Source organism: Paenibacillus sp. EPM92, from assembly GCF_016586185.1.
GTDB lineage: Bacteria > Bacillota > Bacilli > Paenibacillales > NBRC-103111 > Paenibacillus_G > Paenibacillus_G validus.
The window spans coordinates 66,209-82,641 of the sequence record NZ_BCPS01000077.1 but is presented as its reverse complement, the minus strand read 5'-3'; the positions used below and the strand labels follow the sequence as shown (position 1 = coordinate 82,641).

The following is a 16,433-nucleotide window of genomic DNA, read 5'->3' as shown; positions in this document are numbered from 1 at the left end:
GGTTCGATACATGCGGAAGATGGCCGATTATTTGAACTATTTGAAGTCTCCTTACACGATCATCGGGAGCGTAGTGACCGCAGGTTTAGTTGTGAATATATACCTAGCCTTTGTTTTTGTGCTGCCGCCATATTTGAATGAACGTCAATTTAACAATCAGATTGATGCGCTGCAGCAGCAAAAAGCGGCTATTGAAAATAAGCCCATTCCCGCCAAGGTAACGGATGAAGACATCCAAAAGCTTGTCGAGCAAGTGCCGACCCAAGAAGAACTGGTCCGATTCCTCTTCTCCATAAGGGAGCTCGAGGCGAGTTCAGGCGCGATAATCGAAACGGTTTCAATGGGAAACGTGTCTTCCAACGATCCATTAACTGCGTTAGGCCTGACTTCGGGCAATGAGGAGGCACCCAGTACCCAGCAGCAAAATCGTTCGAAAAGTTCCACTGCCAACGGGAGTTCTTCCTCTCAAAAGCAGGCGAAAAATGATCAAACAACGGTAGCTCACGATTTGACCATCGCTATTAACGGCTCCTATCCAAGCACGGTCGATTTTATAAACGGCCTTTATCAGATGAACCGTTTTGTCAATGTACGAAAATGGACCGTTACGGCGGGGAATACGAACCCGGCATCTTCTGGAATGATTGCATCCAAAGCTGCTGACGAAACTCGTGAAAATACGCGAATGGTTATAGAGATCACGATATTTTCGGCAAATGCTTACGAAGGGAAATTCAAGGAATTACCGCCGTTATCGCCCCATATCGTCGATAAGCGTCTTGACCCGACATGGACGGAAGAACATTTCCAGGCATTGCTAAGAACAACGCAGCCGCAGCAGTAGGAGGGAACGATGAACAAAAAGGTGGTTACCGCATTAGCGCTGGCGACGACGCTGGCGACTTCAGCTACCGTATTTGCGGAAGGCGGCTTGAAATCGATTCAGGTTTTATTTGAAAGAATCCATGTTGCCGTCAATGGCCAGCAAGCAGAGCTGGGCAAGGATTCAATTCTATACAACGGCTCCATCTATGTTCCTCTTCGCAGTCTAGCCGAGATGCTGGGCGCTGAAGTAAGCTGGAATGATGCCAACAGGTCTGTTAATCTGGATTTTATCAAGTCGCAATCGGCTGCCCTGCAAGCTTCTTCCGAACAAGGCATCTATCAATATGTTGCCATGACGAATAATTCTATTCTTTCGGAGCTGTTGAAGGCTTTGAAGACGACCGATACGGGCAGCATGCAATCCATCCGGGAACGGTATTTGAGCTTGGAGGATACCGTCAGAGATTTACAGGACGAGGAATTGGCCAATTCGTTTGCCAAAATGGCGGCAGCAGTGGAGCTTCTGCGGGGTGGTTGGGAAAGTAAAAATTTGGATGATTACAGCATCGCCTGGACCATATTTAATACGAATGCGGAGAAAGTCAATGCCATGTTGAAGGCCAAGCTACAGGGAAGCACCGCGTCTGCGCAAAAATAGGAAAGCCGGGTTAACATGACCCGGCTTTTCCGCTACCGATATTGATTCCAGGACGGGATGCTGATTGTGGTACTAAAATGCTGCATGTGCTTATCCGTTGTTCTGAAGTTCAAAGAAATCCGGATTTCCTGGGCTTGTAACGGGGAGGAACCGGTGATGATTTGCCCATGGGCATCGATCAGTTCGGCGTGCGCCTCCGTGACATTCGTTGCGATCAAGGTTGTGGCGACCCGATTGTTTGCTCTGGTGATGACGCTAAGATTCGTGCCTTCCCGCCGGTAATGCACGAAATCGTCGGGGGTATCGGGATTCCCGTCCGGAGCGGTTAATTCCAGGAAGTTCTCGTCGCTCTGCGAAATGACATAAGGTTGTTCCCTGACGCGATTCACGATATGCTCGGTAACGAGTCTGGCATTTTCCTGAGTCGATTCGCGTGCCGTTACGGTTGCAAATCCTGTGTAGGTTTGAAAAATAGCCGACGAAACAACTCCTATTACAATGGCAGCTATGGTAATGGCGGCGAGAAGTTCTACCAAGGAAAGGCCGCGTTCATTCAGTCTATTCACCTAATCCCCGCCTCTCGACGTAGCTCTGCAAGGAGTAGCTTGTTCGCAACGCCTCGTTCTCCACTTCGACTTCAATATGCGAAAAAAAGTCGTGATAAGGAAAGGTATACGACTGGGAGGCGTCGTCCGGATTTGGTATCGTGATCCTTTTATCAGCGGGTATCGGAATGTTTCTAATGACAACCGTAAACTGTCGATCCGTGCCGGAAGGGTAATATACGGTTACGGCCTGGATGTCTGCGGATGGTTCTCGCAGCAGCGCCAAATCAATTTCTTGATGGTCTTCAAAAATAGTCATACGCTCAGCGCCAGAAGGCAGTTGTCCTTTAAGCTCCTCGATAACGGTTCTTGCAATATTGACGGACACGTCGCGTCTTTCTTCCCGATGCGAGAATTGGAAATTTTGGCCGAATAGGAGTGAAAAGGAGATCATGGCTACGCTTAGTATGGCTACGGCAGCCAGCACTTCGAGTAACGTAATCCCTCTTTCGGTATTCACAACAACACGCCCTTTTTGCACTAGGTCATTTGTATTATACTTTTACTATAGAGGATAACATGAAAACTTGTAAAGAAGGAATGGGGCATATGAAAATAGTCTCAGCCGAACGGGGTTCTGCGTTAGTATTGGTTTTGTTTTTTGTCGTATTAATAGGTTTATTGTCGACGCCCTTGTTGTTTAGCACACGTCAAGGCCAACTGAACACGATTCGGGGAGAACAGTCGGAAAGAGCCTACTATTTAGCTGAAACAGGAGCTTTGATCGCTCAGCGGGCGCTATATGAAGCGGTCAGACACGAGCAATACAGATTAACCCCGGATCATCTGAATTCAATTATCCAACGTATAAGCGCCGTGCCGGACGTGCTTTATGATTCCGCCAGTCCCCAGGTGACATTGGAAGGGGGGGCAAATGACAATCTTCAGTTGGTATCGACGGGCCAATCCAAAGCGATTTCGCGGACGATCCGGCTGAATTTCAGCGTCAATCCGGGGACGCCAGGCGACGGGGCCGATAAATATAGTGTACCGGGCGGAATCTTCGGTCAAGAAGCGGTAACGCCTACCATTACGGCCGGGAAGCTGCAAATTTTCAAACGTCCTGACGGAGACATCATCGCTCAGGACGACACTGTGCCGAAAGCCAAATACGATGCTGATTTCACCGAATATTTTAATGCCCAATTTAACCAGAAGCCTGCTCCTTTAGACCCCGTTGCGATCCCGGCCGCTTCCCCATTGAGAGTGCCGGAAACACCTCTGAATGTATATACCTACACGAACCCGGACACGAACAAGCTGATGCTGAAAGCGGGGAGTCTGGCATCCTACGCCTTATCACCGGGGAGTTCCAATCCTGTATGTACGCCTTCGGCGGGAAGTGTCATTATCGATTTATCGAATTCGGATCCGATTAACTGCGATATCGTTTCCGGCGGCGACATCACCATTAACTCCAACTGGAACAATTTAACGGTTAACGGCAATATCATCGCAGCCGGAAAAATTACGTTTAATACAAATTGGGCGAATGCTGTCACCGTACAAAAAAACATCATTAGCGGCAAAACGTTAAGCGTCGGCAATATGAGCGGGAAATTTCACGTCGTAAACGGTTCGATGAGCAGCAAGGAAAATATCCTGTTTGAACAAATGTCCGCTTTGGAAATTGGTGAGTCGTTGATTTCCGGCTTTCTCTCAACCGCAAACGCGGATTCCACGGGGATTAAATTTAATCAGATCGGCGACCGCTTGTCGATTGGCAAAGATTTGAGCTCTCAAGGGTATATTTATTTTTCGAAACAGCTGGGCGGTTGGGGGACGGAAAACAAAATCGGACAGGCGCTTTTGGCGGGGAAAGGGGTTTATTTTGAAGGATTTCGGAGGCTCGCCATCGGCAGTCCGAATAATAGCCTCAGCATGTTTCGAAGTCAGGGCACGGTAACCTTTAATGCCAATTGGGATAAACTTGAAATTTGGGGACCGCTCGCAGCGGACAAGGACATCTTTTTCAACAGTTCCGTTAATGACATGACCGTTCACGGGGCGATTCGCTCGGACGGCAGGATTACGTTTAACAACACCATAAGCGGATTGACGGTGCAAGGGCCGATCGCAGCAACGGGCCATGTTATGTTCAATAATACATTAAGCTCGGCCCGTGTATCCGGATCTATCAGCTCCAAGGGCAGTATTACGTTCAAATCAACCGTCGGAGGATTGAACTTGCTTGGAGCGGGCAGCTCTATCCTTGCTGGAAGCGACATTTTATTTCAAAATACGATTACCGGTCTTACGGTTCCAGGCAGTCTTGGCAGCGACGGGAGCATAACCTTCGCCAATACGATCGCCGGCACGGAAATTGGAGGTTCCATCTACTCCGGCGGGACGCTCACCTTGAGCAATGCCGTTGACGGCTTGCAAATCAAAGGATCGATTTATACAAACAGCACGGTGATTGGCAGCAGCAATACCTTTCCTAATATGACCGTGGACGGGACTTTTTTATCCAAGGGCAGCATTGAGTTTAACAATAGCATTACCGGGTTAAAAGTAGGCAGCTATATGGCCACAATGGGAGATATAAACTTCAAGAAGGACATCGGCGGTTCTCCGCCGTCCTTCGGAGGATTGTCGGCGGGCAGACAAATCGGCGTGTTTCCTTCTTATTACGGAAACCCTGAATTCAGGAACAGAACGGTTGTGCGCGTCGAGAGGAATCCGCCTACAGGAGGCGGAAGCCCAAGCAGTCCGCCTACGATCGAGTTTGGAGGATGGCAGGCGCGTTGACCCTCCGGTCGTCCCCTCCAGATAGCCGTCTAGTATGAATTGACATGGATTGGGTTAGAATAGTTGCAGTAAAAAATCAAGCTGTAGGGGGAGTTGCGGCATGGACTTTACGAGCCAAGATATCGCCGTTATCGAACAGGCCTTGCAAATTGCGATTAGGTCCCAGGGCGAAACAGGCAGCATTCGATCGTACCAAGAAGTGCTGAGCAAACTGAAAACCAATGCCGCGGCGGCGATGCAGCCATCGAGTCTCTTGTCCGAGGACGGTTTTCGATTTGATTACGACGATTCTTCCGATCTTCTGTAAACATAAGAATAAGACCTAACCCGGCCTTGGAGCAGCCCCGTTAGGTCTTATTTTCTTGTCGTGCGGCCGCTTCTGCGACACGAAGGCCGCTGAGCGCAACCATCATGAGAACGCCTCTTTCCGCCTCCATAAGAAAAGCAAGGCGAGAAGCCCGACATTGGAAGCCGCTGCCCACCAGAGGCCGCTCTTCACGGCTAAAGTCAGAAACAACGATTCCAGCGTAAGCAGCAGCAGGAGAGGGATGAATTCGCCGAACGCTTCCCTGTTGCCCCGGCGGACCATATATTCATCATGCAAATAATTGATGATATTCATTATTAATAATGCCGTTAACCACCAGCAGACGTAATTGCTAAGCGGCACTGCATCGAACATGAGGTTCCAGGTCGCCGCCTCCTTTTGCACCCATGTCCAATACCGCTGTTTGACGGCTACCGGATCGAGCAGCAGGTCGATAGCCGTCACCATGCTGGCGGCCCAGATGGCGGGAAGCCAAAAGCTGCGCCGCTTCTTGCGAGCTCGCGCTTGCTTGATAGCCCTGGCGTTCGGCGCCAGCTTCTCCGCCAGGCTGAGTCCCCGCCAAGCGTCCGCAGCAGGTGAAGCGGGAGCGAACGCTTTCGCGATAATAAGCAGCATACACCAAGCGAACGGGATGGCCAGAGGCACCCCGAACACGAGCGGCGCGAATGCCGAACCGTAATCGTAGGCTCCGAACCACCGGCGGGTATGTACGCCGATCCATTCCGCTGCGTAGGAGATGCTCGAACAGACGACGAACAGAATTGCGGCCTGACGACTGCCGTATTTACGGGTATACCAGGTCAAGGCGGTGACGCCCCCGAGAATTAAATAAAAGCCGTTCACCCACGTGAGCCATCCGGGCAGGAAACCTCCGCTTACCAGCACATACCCGCACAAAAACCATAAGACGTATAAGGCTGTTAAACGAATCAGCCAGCGATTTACCATAGGAGTCGACTTTCTCCCGCAGCGGCCTCCCGTGACTTCCATGCGGTCGCCACGGCCTGAACAGCGGTTCGCTTTTTCTCGGGTAAGCTCGAGAAGGCGAGGTACAGACGGGGCGAATGCATGTTGACGACTTGTTCGCCTATTGGACAGGCTTCGATAAGCTTCGGAATCATGGAACTCACCTCATTATCAAGAATGGAAGGGAAGACGCTCCATTCTATGTATATAAAGATGGTGGACAAATGATACGGGAAATCGGACGAATGATACCGGGCAGCGAGGCAGGCTGCGAGCGATTCAGGCGGCAGGATAAAGTGAAGTTCGAAGTCCCGAACTTTATGCAGGGCGCCAAGCCGCTCGCGGATGATATTGAAAATAAAGTTGATGGATCGAACAGACATTCGGTATAATGGAGGAAACTAGGCTGACAACCTGCGGACGCTTTGCGGCCGCACCGGTTGCAGCGTCCGTCAGAAGGAGTCCGATTGCATGAACCGTTTGACCGGTAAAGTGTCTTCCATGAACGAATTGATCGACCTGGTTCGGGACACCCCGGAGATCATGAACCAAGTCACTTATTGGCACACGATCCCCGCTCGCGAGGGGCGTTACGAAGCTTTTCCCGAAGGGTTGAATACGCAGCTGCGCGATGCGCTGCAAGCTCGCGGCGTCGGCAGGCTGTATACGCATCAAGCCGAAGCTTTCCGCGAGGTTGCGGCCGGTCGTCACGTCGTGGCGGTTACACCGACCGCTTCAGGCAAGACGTTATGTTATAATTTGCCGGTGCTGCAAAGCATTCTGAACGACGAGAGCGCGCGAGCGCTCTATTTGTTTCCGACCAAAGCGCTGGCGCAGGATCAGGTTGCGGAGCTGCAGGAGCTGGCGACGGTGATGGGGGCGGATCTGAAGACGCATACGTACGACGGCGACACCCCGCCGAACGTGCGGCAGGCGATCCGCAACGCCGGGCATATCGTCGTGACGAATCCGGATATGCTGCATTCGGCGATTTTGCCGCACCATACGAAGTGGGTCAAGCTGTTTGAGAATATCCAATATATTGTCATCGATGAGGTTCACTCCTATCGCGGCGTTTTTGGCAGTCATGTGGCGAACGTCATCCGGCGCCTAAAGCGGATTTGCCGGTTTTACGGCTCAAATCCGCAGTTTATTTGCGCTTCCGCGACGATCGAGAATCCGAAGGAGCATGCCGAACGCCTCATCGGGGAGCAGGTATCGCTCGTGAACAATAACGGGGCTCCGTCGGGAGAGAAGCATTTTGTCTTCTATAACCCGCCGGTCGTCAACCAGCAGCTTGGCATCCGCAAGAGCAGCGTGCTGGAGACGCGGAGAATCGCCGGGCTGCTGCTGAAGCAGGGCATTCAGACGATTGTCTTCGCAAGGAGCCGCGTGCGGGTCGAAATTTTGCTGACTTACCTGCAGGAGCTGGTCGCTCACGAGCTCGGACCGAAGACGATCCGCGGTTACCGCGGCGGGTACTTGCCGAAGCTGCGCCGTGAGATTGAACGAGGCTTGCGCAACGGCGATATTCGCGGCGTTGTGAGCACGAACGCGCTGGAGCTCGGCATCGATATCGGGCAGCTGCAGGCGTGCGTGTTGAACGGTTACCCCGGAACGATCGCCAGCACCTGGCAGCAGTCGGGCCGGGCGGGGCGGCGGCAGGAGAGCTCGATTACGTTCCTGGTGGCGAGCAGCAATCCGCTGGATCAATATGTGATCCAAAACCCGCAATTCTTCATCGAAAAACCGCCGGAGCGCGCGCTGATCGAACCGGACAACCTGATCATTCTGGTCGATCACGTCAAATGCGCCGCCTACGAGCTGCCGTTCGAAGCGGACGAGACGTTCGGCGGCGAGTCGCTCCACGATATTCTGGAGTTTCTGACCGACGAACGCATCCTGCATCGGGCGAAGGATCGCTGGCATTGGATGGACCAGTCGTTCCCGGCACATGACATCAGCCTGCGTTCGGCGGCCCAGGAAAATTTCATCATCATCGATATGACGAATGGGGCCAGGGTGCTCGGCGAGGTCGACCGCTTCAGCGCGCCGACGCTTATTCATGAAGAGGCGATTTATTTGCACGAGGGCGTGCAGTTTCAGGTAGAGAAGCTCGATTACGAGGAAAAGAAGGCGTACGTCCGCGAGGTCAACGTCGATTATTTCACGGACGCCAACCTGGCCGTACAGCTCAAGGTGTTGCATGTGCAGCGGGAGTCGGAGGAGCTCGGGCTGACGCGGCAATACGGCGAGGTTACGGTCAATGCGAAGGCGACAATTTTTAAGAAGCTCAAATTGAACACGCACGAGAACATAGGTTCTGGTCCCATTCATTTGCCGGAAGAAGAGCTGCACACGAGCTCCTATTGGTTTACGTTCGACGACGAAATGGCGGCGGACATGTCCGTGAACGACATGCAGTTTGCGCTGCTCGGGCTGTCGAACGTGCTCGTGCATATCGCACCGCTTTATCTCATGTGCGATCCGCACGATATTCGCGTCGTACCGCAAGTGAAGGCCGTACATAACAAGAAGCCGACGATCTTCTTCTATGACCGATACCCCGGAGGCGTCGGGTTAAGCGAGCGGTTGTACGAGATGCACGGAGAGCTGCTTCGGGAAGCGGGCCGGATTATCGATTCGTGCGGCTGCTTGAGCGGCTGCCCGGCCTGCGTCGGTCCGATCGAGGAGGTCGGATTGACCGGCAAGCGGCTGGCGCTCGACCTGCTGATGCGGGCGGGTGGACGGCGATGAGCTCGCTGCGCGAGAGGCTGCTGCGCCACAAGAAGCCTTCGGCGGGAAGCGGGGAGCTGAGCCCGGGGACGACCGCGGAGGGCGGGCAGGTTCTCGCCGCCCGCGACGGGGAGCGTGGGAGTCTGTGGAACGAGGCGGCAGGGGGAGCGGAGAGCGGGCGTGACGAAGCGGAGCGGGAGGCGAATCGTCCGCAGGCGGAGCCGGAGTCCGCGGAGACGCTGGCCTGGCGTGAGCTGGGAGCGGAGCTGCAGCCGGGCGAGTGGGGCGATTTTGTGATGCGGCGCGTCCACTTCGGGCTCGACCACGAGCATGGCCTACATGCGCTTGGCGAGCTGAGAGAGCGGGCCGAACGGCTGCAGCATCTGCTGGCGACGGGGAAGCGCCCCGGTACAAAAGGAAGACGCGGCGCTCAGCCGGCCGTACAGCCGCCGGACGATACCCCCGGCTCCGAATCGGCGGGTGTTGTCCCGAATGAGCCGGAGCAGCCGCCGTCTACGGCGGTCGAGCGGCTGCTGTTCATCGATACCGAGACCACGGGCCTCGGGCAGGGAGCAGGGAATGTGCCGTTTATGATCGGAATCGGGTATATGGAGGCGGATCGGTTTACCGTTGAGCAGATGCTCATACGCCATCCCGGCGAAGAAGCGTCCATGCTCGCTTATTTACAAACTAAAATTGCCGAGCGGCCGGTTCTGATTTCCTACAACGGCAAATCGTTCGACTGGCCGATCGTCCGCAACCGGTTCATCCTCAATCGAATTCCACTGCCGGCCGAACCGGAGGGACATCTCGATTTCCTGTATCCGTCCCGCAGCCTATGGAAGCGGACGCTGCCTTCGGTGCGTCTGGGGCAAGTGGAGACGTCCCGGCTCGGCGTATTCCGAAGCGACGATGTGCCCGGCTCGATGGCGCCCGTCCTGTATTTTAAATATTTGGCCGAGCGCAACCCCGAGGTGCTGTCCGGCGTGTTCCGGCATAACGAATGGGATGTGCTGACGCTGGCCGGGCTGGCTATTCATTTGGCCCGGCTGCTTGGGTACGAGTCGGATGGGGACGACGTGCAGGCGTTCGGACGGGAAGAATGGTTCCGCTATGGCAAGTGGCTGGAGAAGTGCGGAATATACGATGCGGCTATGGTGACGATGGAGGCGCTGGCACACGACTTGACGGAGCACGATACGGAGGCGGAGCCGGAGCGGGCCGAATTGGACAGCTGCGTGCTGCCGCTTGCTCAATATTTCAAGAAATACGGACGGTACGAAGAGGCGCTCGCGCTGTGGAACTTGTACATTCGTCGCATGGGAAGGGAGCGAACGGCTGCGCTCGAGCCTTTCATCGAGCTGTCGATGTACTACGAACACAAGGATAAACAGTTGGAGCTGGCGCTGCAGTACGCGCGTGAGGCGGAGGATGTGTTATGGCGACGCGACGCGTTGAAACGTAGCGTCGCGAAGCGTCGGCGTTCGGCCGAGACGACGGACGAACCCTCTCCGGAAGCAGCCGATCTGATGAAACGGATCGAACGATTGGAACGGAAAGCGGCGAGCGCTTTATCCGGTGCCGCAAAGTCAGCAGCGTGCCGTCCCGAAGGCCAATCAGGCAAATCGCCTAAGAAACGAACGGGCACTGCACAGCTGGATTTGCTCTCGGACTTTTCTTAAGCGGATGTGAGCCCCGGGATGCGGTACATAAAACCGGTTCGACATGGAAATATAGAGGAAGACTATGTCGAGGGGGTGTCATTATGCCAGAGCTGCCCGAAATGGAAAATTACCGCCGCCTGCTGAGCGGATTGATCGTGAACCGTCTGATCACGGAAACGGAAGTGACGCGGGAGAAATCAATCAATATAGAGTCGCAACGGTTCGACCGGCTGCTTCGCGGACAATCGATCCGCCAGGTCGAGCGACGGGCGAAATATTTGCTGTTTACTTTGACGTCAGGAGAGACGTTAGTGCTGCATTTGATGCTCGGAGGCATTTTGTTCTACGGGACAGAAGCCGAGAAGCCGGAGCGTACCGTTCAAGTCCGCATCGGCTTCGGGGAGCGGTATTTGAATTTTATCGGGCTGCGGCTCGGCTACTTGCATGTCGTGGAAGCGGGACAGCTTCAGCCGCTGTTCGCCAAGCTCGGTCCGGAGCCGTTCGAGCCGTCGTTCACGGAGCCGGCGTTTACGGAACGGCTTGCCCGTCGTAAGGGAACGCTGAAAAGCAATCTTGTCGACCAGAGCGTGCTGGCGGGAATCGGCAATTGTTACAGCGACGAGATTTGTTTTGACGCCGGCTTGCGTCCTGCCCGTAAACCGGCGTCTTTGCAGCCGGTAGAATTCGAACGTTTATATCTGTCCATGCGGCGAATGCTGGCGGAAGCGACGGAATTCGGCGGTTATATGGACATGCCGTTGTACCCCGGCGATCGTTTAACAGGCGGTTTCGATAGCAGGTGCCGCGTTTACGACCGTGAAGGGGAGCCTTGCTTGCGCTGCGGCGGTACGATCGTACGCGAGGATGTTTCCTCGAAGAAATCGTACTGCTGTCCGGCGTGCCAATCGTAGAAGGGCGGTGGTGAGGACATGAAATTCGGCTGTCATATCAGCATCCGACGCGGCTTCCTGGAAGCGGCCAAAACCGCCACCCTGTTAGGAGCCGACGCGTTTCAATATTTCCCGAAAAATCCGCGCAGCCTGACCGTCAAAGTGTTCCAGCGGCAGGATGCGGCCGCTTGTGCGTCCTACTGCCGGGAGCGCGGGATCCGGTCGATCGCCCATACGCCTTATCCTACCCATATTGCGGCGGATCCGGGCGAGCTCCGGCAAGCGACGATCGATTCGCTGCGCAACGATCTGGACATTGCGGACGCATGCGGCTCCGTTGGCATTGTCGTTCATTTTGGCAAATTCCGGGGAAAAGACCCGTTACAAGGCTACAAAAATATTATACAATGTGTGAATGAAGTGCTTTCGGGTTATGCCGGGCAAACGTTATTGCTGCTCGAGAACCAGGCCGGTGAAGGAACGATGATGGGGACGACGCTGGAGGAGCTTGTACAGGTACGCCGGCTTTGCGAGCGGCCGGAGCTGGTCGGCTTTTGCTTCGATACATGCCATGCGTTCGCTTCCGGACTGTGGCCATCTTCGCCGTCGGAGGGCTGGCGGCAGCTGGAGGAGCGGATGGAGCAAACCGGCTATTGGGCCGATCTGCAAGCGATTCATCTGAACGACTCACTCTATCCGCGCGGCGGCTGTAAAGATCGGCATGCGCGGATCGGTCATGGAGAAATGGGCGAGGAGCGTTTTGCCGCGATGCTCGGCTCAAGCAAGCTGCGTGAGCGCCTGAATTTGCCGGTCGTGCTGGAAACCCCTGTTCCTCGCGGCGTTACGCATGAATCGGAAATTTGTTATATTAGGGAGATGGGTACACGGTGATCCACGTATATTTGGATGATTTCCGCGCGTGTCCGCCTGGTTTCGTATTGGCTCGCAATCTCGAAGAGTGTTTGCTGCTGCTGCAAGAATATGAGGTTGACGTGTTGTCGCTGGATTACGACCTCGGCTGGGGTTTCCCTAACGGGCTTGAAGTCGTCCGCGCCATGATATCCTTGCGCGCTTACCCGAAACGAATCTTCCTCCATACGTCCAGCGATGCCGGCAGGAAGCATATGTATGAAATGTTGTACCAACAGAAGCCCGACCATGTGGCGCTTGTGAACGGCCCGGTGCCGCCCGAGCTGCTCATGGAGCTGGCTCATCCCGCTAAAGAATAGGTTGTGTGTACTGATGTCAGACGTATTATCGATGGATCATATCCATTTTATCCGCGACGACCGCCATATATTGGCCGGCGTTCATTTCAACATCCGAGCCGGAGAGCATTGGGTCGTGCTCGGCCGCAACGGTTCCGGCAAGACGACGCTGCTCGAGCTGATGAACGGATACCAGTTTCCGTCTCGGGGTACCGTACGCGTTCTAGGCCATACGTACGGACAGTGCGACGTGCGGGAGGTGCGCAAAAGCATCGGTTATATCAGCCAGTCGCTTTATGAGAAATTGAATCCCGCCGATCCGGTATGGGAAGTCGTCGCTACCGGGGAATTCGGATTTTTGCGATTTTACGAAACGATCCCGCAAGGCATTCGCGAGAAATCGCTGGATAAGCTGCACGAGGTGAATCTGCTGAAGCTGGCGGATCAGCCGCTCGGCAGCTTGTCCCAAGGGGAACGGAAGAAGGTCATGCTGGCGCGAGCGCTCATGACGAGTCCGTCGATTCTGATTATGGACGAGCCGTGTGCCGGACTGGATCTGTATGAACGCGAGCGGCTGCTGGAAAATATCAATGTACTTGGCGGTGAGCAGATGACCGTCATCTACGTGACTCACCACATGGAAGAAATTGTTCCGATGTTTACGCATGTGCTGCTGATTGAGGAAGGCCAAGTGATCGCTTCCGGCGCGAAGCGGGATGTGCTGACCGAAGATAACTTAATGAAGGCGTTCCAGGTGCCGATCCGGATCGAATGGTTCGGAGACCGTCCTTGGATCAAGGTGACGGGATGAGTGAAGCGATGTTGATCGGCACGTCCAATCGCGGTTATGCCCAGCAGGCGCAGGAAGAATTGCGGCGGCTGTTCTCGCCAGCCGCGGTTCGTTTCGCTTGGCTGGCGCCCGGAGAAACGTTCACGTTTACCGTGGAGCTGGAGCGGGAAGAGGCGGTACGTCGCGTGCTTGCGGCGGAGCCGGTATTTCTGCGGCATATGTGCCCGGTGGATGCGCAGACGTCCTGGAACGGAACGCTGGAAGAAGCCGCTGCGGCGCTAATGTCGGCGATGGAAGCGTATCGCCCGTTCGTGCCGACGGGCTCGGCGATTGCGGTGCAAGCGCGCAAGCCGGAGACGGAGACGGGGCTTCAGTCGCCGTCAGCAATCAAGTCCATCATCGATCCGCTGCTCGAATCGCAGCTTTCGGCCGTGCCCGTCGTCCGGCAGGCGGATTGGATTTTGTCCGTATACATGACGGGGGAATCGTTGTTCTCGGGCCTGTCGCGGCCTGCGCATAACTTGTCCGATTGGGCGGGCGGCGCTGTACGGTTCCGCAAGGAAGACGGTCAAGTGTCGAGGGCCAAATTCAAGCTGCTGGAAGCGGAGCTGGCGTTCGGGCTGGACTTCGGCCAATACAAGCATGCGCTTGACATTGGCGCCGCGCCAGGCGGCTGGACAAGCCTGCTGCTTGAACGGGGACTCGCCGTCACCGCCGTCGATCCGGCGAAGCTGGACGCATCGCTGGTGAAGCACCCGAAGCTGACCTATTTGGCCAAGAAAGCGGATGAAGTCGTTTTCGTCTCGGGTCAATTCGATTTGCTCGTTTGCGACATGAGCTGGAGCCATCGCCAAATGACGAAGCTTGTCCGGGAGCTGATGTATGCGCTGAAGCCCGGCGGCACGGCGATCATAACCGTGAAGCTGATGCATAAGAAGGCGTTTCAGACGATCCGTGAAGTCGTCGATGATTTCGCGGGCACGATGACGCTGCAGCAGGCTAAACAGCTTTTTCATAACCGGGATGAGTTGACCTTGTTCCTCATTCGTCAGTAGAAGGAGTAAAGGCGTATGACGTCGGAAGCGTATTGGGATGCGATCTTCGCTGGACATCAGGCGGAAAACCTCCGTTACGATTTATGGTTGGAGCCGTATGCGGAGATGCTGCAGCAGAGGAGTGGCCGTCCCATCCTCGATTTGGGCTGCGGCGCGGGCAACAATACGCTGTATGCGGCTGAGCGCGGTTGGCCGGTGATCGCCTGCGATCGATCCGGGGAAGCCTTGAAACGGGTAAACGAACGTCTGCCCGGTGTGCCGACGGTTCGCTTGGATTTGCGGGAACGGCTGCCGTTTGACGACGGAATCGCCTCGGCCGTGATCGCCGATCTTTGCTTGCATTATTTTTCATGGGCGGAAACGGTATGCATGGTCGACGACATTCGTCGCGTGCTTTCAGCGGACGGACTGCTGTTATGCCGGGTTAATTCCACGCGTGATCAGGAATACGGCGCCGGGCAGGGTACGGAAGTGGAGCCCCATTATTATGCGTGGGAAGGCCAATTGAAGCGGTTCTTCGACCGGGCACAGGTCGATCGTTTGTTCCGCGGCTGGACGCTTCTGAATGCCGAGGAGCAGGTCATGACCCGGTATGCAAAAGAGAAGCAGGTGTGGATGATCGCGGCGGCCAAGCGTTGACAGAAGGCGGCATGCCGTTACTAACATGCGGGAGGTTTGGGGACATGGAAACGCTGGTGCAAAGCTATGCGGAAGGTTACAATAAACTGGTGCAAGCTATCGAGGGAGTAACGGATGAAGAGCTGTTATTCAAGCCGGCCCCTGAGAAGTGGAGCATCAAAGAAGTTGTCATTCACGTATGCGATGCGGAGATGGTGGGGGTTGACCGCATGAAGCGGACGCTCTCGGAGCCGAATCCGCTGTTGTTCAAATTCGACCCGGATGCATGGGCTTCGCGAATGGATTACCAGTCTCTCGATATGCAGTTGTATTTGACGCTGTTTCAAGCGCTTCGCGCTTCTATGGTTTCCGTGCTCACAGCATTGAAGCCGGAAGATTGGGAGCGAACGGCCGTCCATAACGTGACCGGGAAGCACACGCTGGAGGACATCGTGCGCATGTTCGATCGCCACGTGGATACGCACATTCGCCAAATCGAGCGGAACAAGCAAGCTTATGCGGCCGTCGTTCGTTAGGCGATAATTGGCTTGCCATTTGCTGTTTTATGAGTATCGGATTGAGTTTGGAAGTTTTACAGAGTCCCGAGAAGCAAAAGCCTGTGGTCGATGGCCATAGGTTATTTGTTTTGCAGCTTTGGTAACTAAGATCTATTGAGATATATAGGGGAATAATGGTATGTTCAATGTAACGTTACCATGGAATACGCAACAGGTTATCGAATTGAAGAATTCCAATGCTCAATTGCTGAATATAAGAGTTTCTTAAAAGAACAGGCACTGGAGTTTCAAGAACTTAATATCTCACGAACGTTTTTACTTATTAACAGGATGAATGCGGATATAGTTGCTTACATGGCACTTGTTTCTGATTCTATCAGACTAAGTATTGATGAGAGAACAACCCATTTCCCAGAGAAAATTATGTTTCCCAATTTTCCGGCAATTAAAATTGGAAAACTTGCTGTAAGCAGTATCTACCAGCAGGAGTATAAGGGAATTGGGTCACTGATGATTGAACTTGCGAGAGGTATTGCTCAAGAGGTCAATGACTCTGTTGCTTGCAAATTTATTACTGTGGACGAAGATATAGAGAATGATGAGCACGTGACTGATTTTTATTATAAAACAACGTTGTCTTGAATGAAGAATTCAATAAGGGCAAACGAAGAACAATAAGTATGCGATTAAATATTTTCGACGACCCTCAGGCAGCAATTCAAGAAGATACTGCGTAGTTACCTTGTGGCTTTTTGTCATAGCACTTGCCATTTCCAGTATTTATGATATAATACGAATTAATTCAATAAAAGAAGCAGCGG

At 54.1% G+C, this 16,433-nt stretch carries 19 protein-coding genes; 15 read left to right on the top strand and 4 right to left on the bottom strand.

Going from position 1 to position 16,433, the window contains the following annotated elements; genetic code table 11:
• Positions 1–10 precede the first annotated feature (10 nt).
• Both JMF85_RS18475 and JMF85_RS18470 read left to right on the top strand, forming a co-directional pair.
• A complete protein-coding gene (locus JMF85_RS18475) occupies positions 11–844 on the top strand; it encodes a hypothetical protein (protein ID WP_155613956.1) in 834 nt (277 codons plus the stop codon).
• A 9-nt stretch (positions 845–853) separates the two neighbouring features.
• Positions 854–1,483 carry a stalk domain-containing protein gene (locus tag JMF85_RS18470; RefSeq protein ID WP_054797395.1) on the top strand — a complete coding sequence of 210 codons (630 nt, stop codon included), beginning with the start codon at positions 854–856 and terminating at the stop codon, positions 1,481–1,483.
• Positions 1,484–1,515: 32 nt separating this feature from the next.
• On the opposite strand, the gene JMF85_RS18465 is transcribed toward JMF85_RS18470, so the two are convergent.
• Both JMF85_RS18465 and JMF85_RS18460 read right to left on the bottom strand, forming a co-directional pair.
• Positions 1,516–2,049 (bottom strand): prepilin-type N-terminal cleavage/methylation domain-containing protein, encoded by a 534-nt coding sequence (locus JMF85_RS18465; RefSeq protein ID WP_155613957.1) that lies wholly within the window; start codon positions 2,047–2,049, stop codon positions 1,516–1,518.
• Complete coding sequence (locus JMF85_RS18460; protein ID WP_155613958.1) at positions 2,042–2,548, bottom strand: type IV pilus modification PilV family protein; 507 nt, start codon at positions 2,546–2,548, stop codon at positions 2,042–2,044. The genes JMF85_RS18465 and JMF85_RS18460 overlap by 8 nt, the downstream gene beginning before the upstream one ends.
• A gap of 89 nt (positions 2,549–2,637) precedes the next feature.
• On the opposite strand from JMF85_RS18460, the gene JMF85_RS18455 reads away from it, so the two are divergent.
• Complete coding sequence (locus tag JMF85_RS18455; RefSeq protein ID WP_155613959.1) at positions 2,638–4,839, top strand: hypothetical protein; 2,202 nt, start codon at positions 2,638–2,640, stop codon at positions 4,837–4,839.
• Positions 4,840–4,939: 100 nt separating this feature from the next.
• On the top strand, positions 4,940–5,146 hold the full coding sequence (locus JMF85_RS18450) for a hypothetical protein (protein WP_201318702.1): 207 nt from the start codon (positions 4,940–4,942) through the stop codon (positions 5,144–5,146).
• Positions 5,147–5,248: 102 nt separating this feature from the next.
• Here the strand turns inward: JMF85_RS18450 and JMF85_RS18445 are convergent, their stop codons facing one another.
• Both JMF85_RS18445 and JMF85_RS28155 read right to left on the bottom strand, forming a co-directional pair.
• Complete coding sequence (locus tag JMF85_RS18445; RefSeq protein WP_127609486.1) at positions 5,249–6,115, bottom strand: carotenoid biosynthesis protein; 867 nt, start codon at positions 6,113–6,115, stop codon at positions 5,249–5,251.
• Positions 6,109–6,288, bottom strand: a complete 180-nt coding sequence (locus JMF85_RS28155; RefSeq protein WP_127609484.1) for a hypothetical protein — start codon at positions 6,286–6,288, stop codon at positions 6,109–6,111. The genes JMF85_RS18445 and JMF85_RS28155 overlap by 7 nt, the downstream gene beginning before the upstream one ends.
• 69 nt (positions 6,289–6,357) lie before the next feature.
• Between JMF85_RS28155 and JMF85_RS28150 the strand changes: the two genes are divergently transcribed.
• The 11 genes from JMF85_RS28150 (at position 6,358) to JMF85_RS18390 (ending at position 16,254) form a co-directional block, all read left to right on the top strand.
• On the top strand, positions 6,358–6,525 hold the full coding sequence (locus tag JMF85_RS28150; protein WP_155613960.1) for a hypothetical protein: 168 nt from the start codon (positions 6,358–6,360) through the stop codon (positions 6,523–6,525).
• Positions 6,526–6,604: 79 nt separating this feature from the next.
• Positions 6,605–8,890: a DEAD/DEAH box helicase gene (locus JMF85_RS18435; RefSeq protein ID WP_201318701.1), complete on the top strand. Its 2,286-nt coding sequence runs from the start codon at positions 6,605–6,607 to the stop codon at positions 8,888–8,890.
• Positions 8,887–10,551 carry a ribonuclease H-like domain-containing protein gene (locus tag JMF85_RS18430; protein ID WP_201318700.1) on the top strand — a complete coding sequence of 555 codons (1,665 nt, stop codon included), beginning with the start codon at positions 8,887–8,889 and terminating at the stop codon, positions 10,549–10,551. Before JMF85_RS18435 ends, JMF85_RS18430 begins: the two co-directional genes overlap by 4 nt.
• A gap of 83 nt (positions 10,552–10,634) precedes the next feature.
• Positions 10,635–11,444 carry an Fpg/Nei family DNA glycosylase gene (locus JMF85_RS18425; RefSeq protein ID WP_201318699.1) on the top strand — a complete coding sequence of 270 codons (810 nt, stop codon included), beginning with the start codon at positions 10,635–10,637 and terminating at the stop codon, positions 11,442–11,444.
• Positions 11,445–11,462: 18 nt separating this feature from the next.
• Positions 11,463–12,314: a deoxyribonuclease IV gene (locus tag JMF85_RS18420; protein ID WP_054796425.1), complete on the top strand. Its 852-nt coding sequence runs from the start codon at positions 11,463–11,465 to the stop codon at positions 12,312–12,314.
• Complete coding sequence (locus JMF85_RS18415; protein WP_054796426.1) at positions 12,311–12,652, top strand: cyclic-phosphate processing receiver domain-containing protein; 342 nt, start codon at positions 12,311–12,313, stop codon at positions 12,650–12,652. The genes JMF85_RS18420 and JMF85_RS18415 overlap by 4 nt, the downstream gene beginning before the upstream one ends.
• 13 nt (positions 12,653–12,665) lie before the next feature.
• Entirely contained in the window at positions 12,666–13,442 is a 777-nt protein-coding gene (locus JMF85_RS18410; protein ID WP_201318698.1) for an ABC transporter ATP-binding protein, read from the top strand.
• A complete protein-coding gene (locus JMF85_RS18405; protein WP_201318713.1) occupies positions 13,439–14,476 on the top strand; it encodes an SAM-dependent methyltransferase in 1,038 nt (345 codons plus the stop codon). The genes JMF85_RS18410 and JMF85_RS18405 overlap by 4 nt, the downstream gene beginning before the upstream one ends.
• A gap of 15 nt (positions 14,477–14,491) precedes the next feature.
• The gene (locus JMF85_RS18400) at positions 14,492–15,115 is read left to right on the top strand and encodes a class I SAM-dependent methyltransferase (protein WP_127609476.1); all 624 of its coding nucleotides are present in this window, start codon (positions 14,492–14,494) and stop codon (positions 15,113–15,115) included.
• Between the two features lie 44 nt (positions 15,116–15,159).
• Complete coding sequence (locus tag JMF85_RS18395; RefSeq protein WP_054796428.1) at positions 15,160–15,630, top strand: DinB family protein; 471 nt, start codon at positions 15,160–15,162, stop codon at positions 15,628–15,630.
• 180 nt (positions 15,631–15,810) lie between these two features.
• Entirely contained in the window at positions 15,811–16,254 is a 444-nt protein-coding gene (locus tag JMF85_RS18390; RefSeq protein WP_201318697.1) for a hypothetical protein, read from the top strand.
• Positions 16,255–16,433 lie beyond the last annotated feature (179 nt).

What these genes read in the sequence shown, in the direction of transcription:
- JMF85_RS18455 (WP_155613959.1), top strand. Translation starts at nt 2,638, where the DNA reads ATGAAAATAGTCTCAGCCGAACGGGGTTCTGCGTTAGTATTGGTTTTG.
- JMF85_RS18475 (WP_155613956.1), top strand. Translation starts at nt 11, where the DNA reads ATGCGGAAGATGGCCGATTATTTGAACTATTTGAAGTCTCCTTACACG.
- JMF85_RS18450 (WP_201318702.1), top strand. Translation starts at nt 4,940, where the DNA reads ATGGACTTTACGAGCCAAGATATCGCCGTTATCGAACAGGCCTTGCAA.
- JMF85_RS28150 (WP_155613960.1), top strand. Translation starts at nt 6,358, where the DNA reads ATGATACGGGAAATCGGACGAATGATACCGGGCAGCGAGGCAGGCTGC.
- JMF85_RS18425 (WP_201318699.1), top strand. Translation starts at nt 10,635, where the DNA reads ATGCCAGAGCTGCCCGAAATGGAAAATTACCGCCGCCTGCTGAGCGGA.
- JMF85_RS18390 (WP_201318697.1), top strand. Translation starts at nt 15,811, where the DNA reads ATGGAATACGCAACAGGTTATCGAATTGAAGAATTCCAATGCTCAATT.
- JMF85_RS18405 (WP_201318713.1), top strand. Translation starts at nt 13,439, where the DNA reads ATGAGTGAAGCGATGTTGATCGGCACGTCCAATCGCGGTTATGCCCAG.
- JMF85_RS18435 (WP_201318701.1), top strand. Translation starts at nt 6,605, where the DNA reads ATGAACCGTTTGACCGGTAAAGTGTCTTCCATGAACGAATTGATCGAC.
- JMF85_RS18410 (WP_201318698.1), top strand. Translation starts at nt 12,666, where the DNA reads ATGTCAGACGTATTATCGATGGATCATATCCATTTTATCCGCGACGAC.
- JMF85_RS18400 (WP_127609476.1), top strand. Translation starts at nt 14,492, where the DNA reads ATGACGTCGGAAGCGTATTGGGATGCGATCTTCGCTGGACATCAGGCG.
- JMF85_RS18420 (WP_054796425.1), top strand. Translation starts at nt 11,463, where the DNA reads ATGAAATTCGGCTGTCATATCAGCATCCGACGCGGCTTCCTGGAAGCG.
- JMF85_RS18430 (WP_201318700.1), top strand. Translation starts at nt 8,887, where the DNA reads ATGAGCTCGCTGCGCGAGAGGCTGCTGCGCCACAAGAAGCCTTCGGCG.
- JMF85_RS18470 (WP_054797395.1), top strand. Translation starts at nt 854, where the DNA reads ATGAACAAAAAGGTGGTTACCGCATTAGCGCTGGCGACGACGCTGGCG.
- JMF85_RS18395 (WP_054796428.1), top strand. Translation starts at nt 15,160, where the DNA reads ATGGAAACGCTGGTGCAAAGCTATGCGGAAGGTTACAATAAACTGGTG.
- JMF85_RS28155 (WP_127609484.1), bottom strand. Translation starts at nt 6,288, where the DNA reads ATGATTCCGAAGCTTATCGAAGCCTGTCCAATAGGCGAACAAGTCGTC.
- JMF85_RS18445 (WP_127609486.1), bottom strand. Translation starts at nt 6,115, where the DNA reads ATGGTAAATCGCTGGCTGATTCGTTTAACAGCCTTATACGTCTTATGG.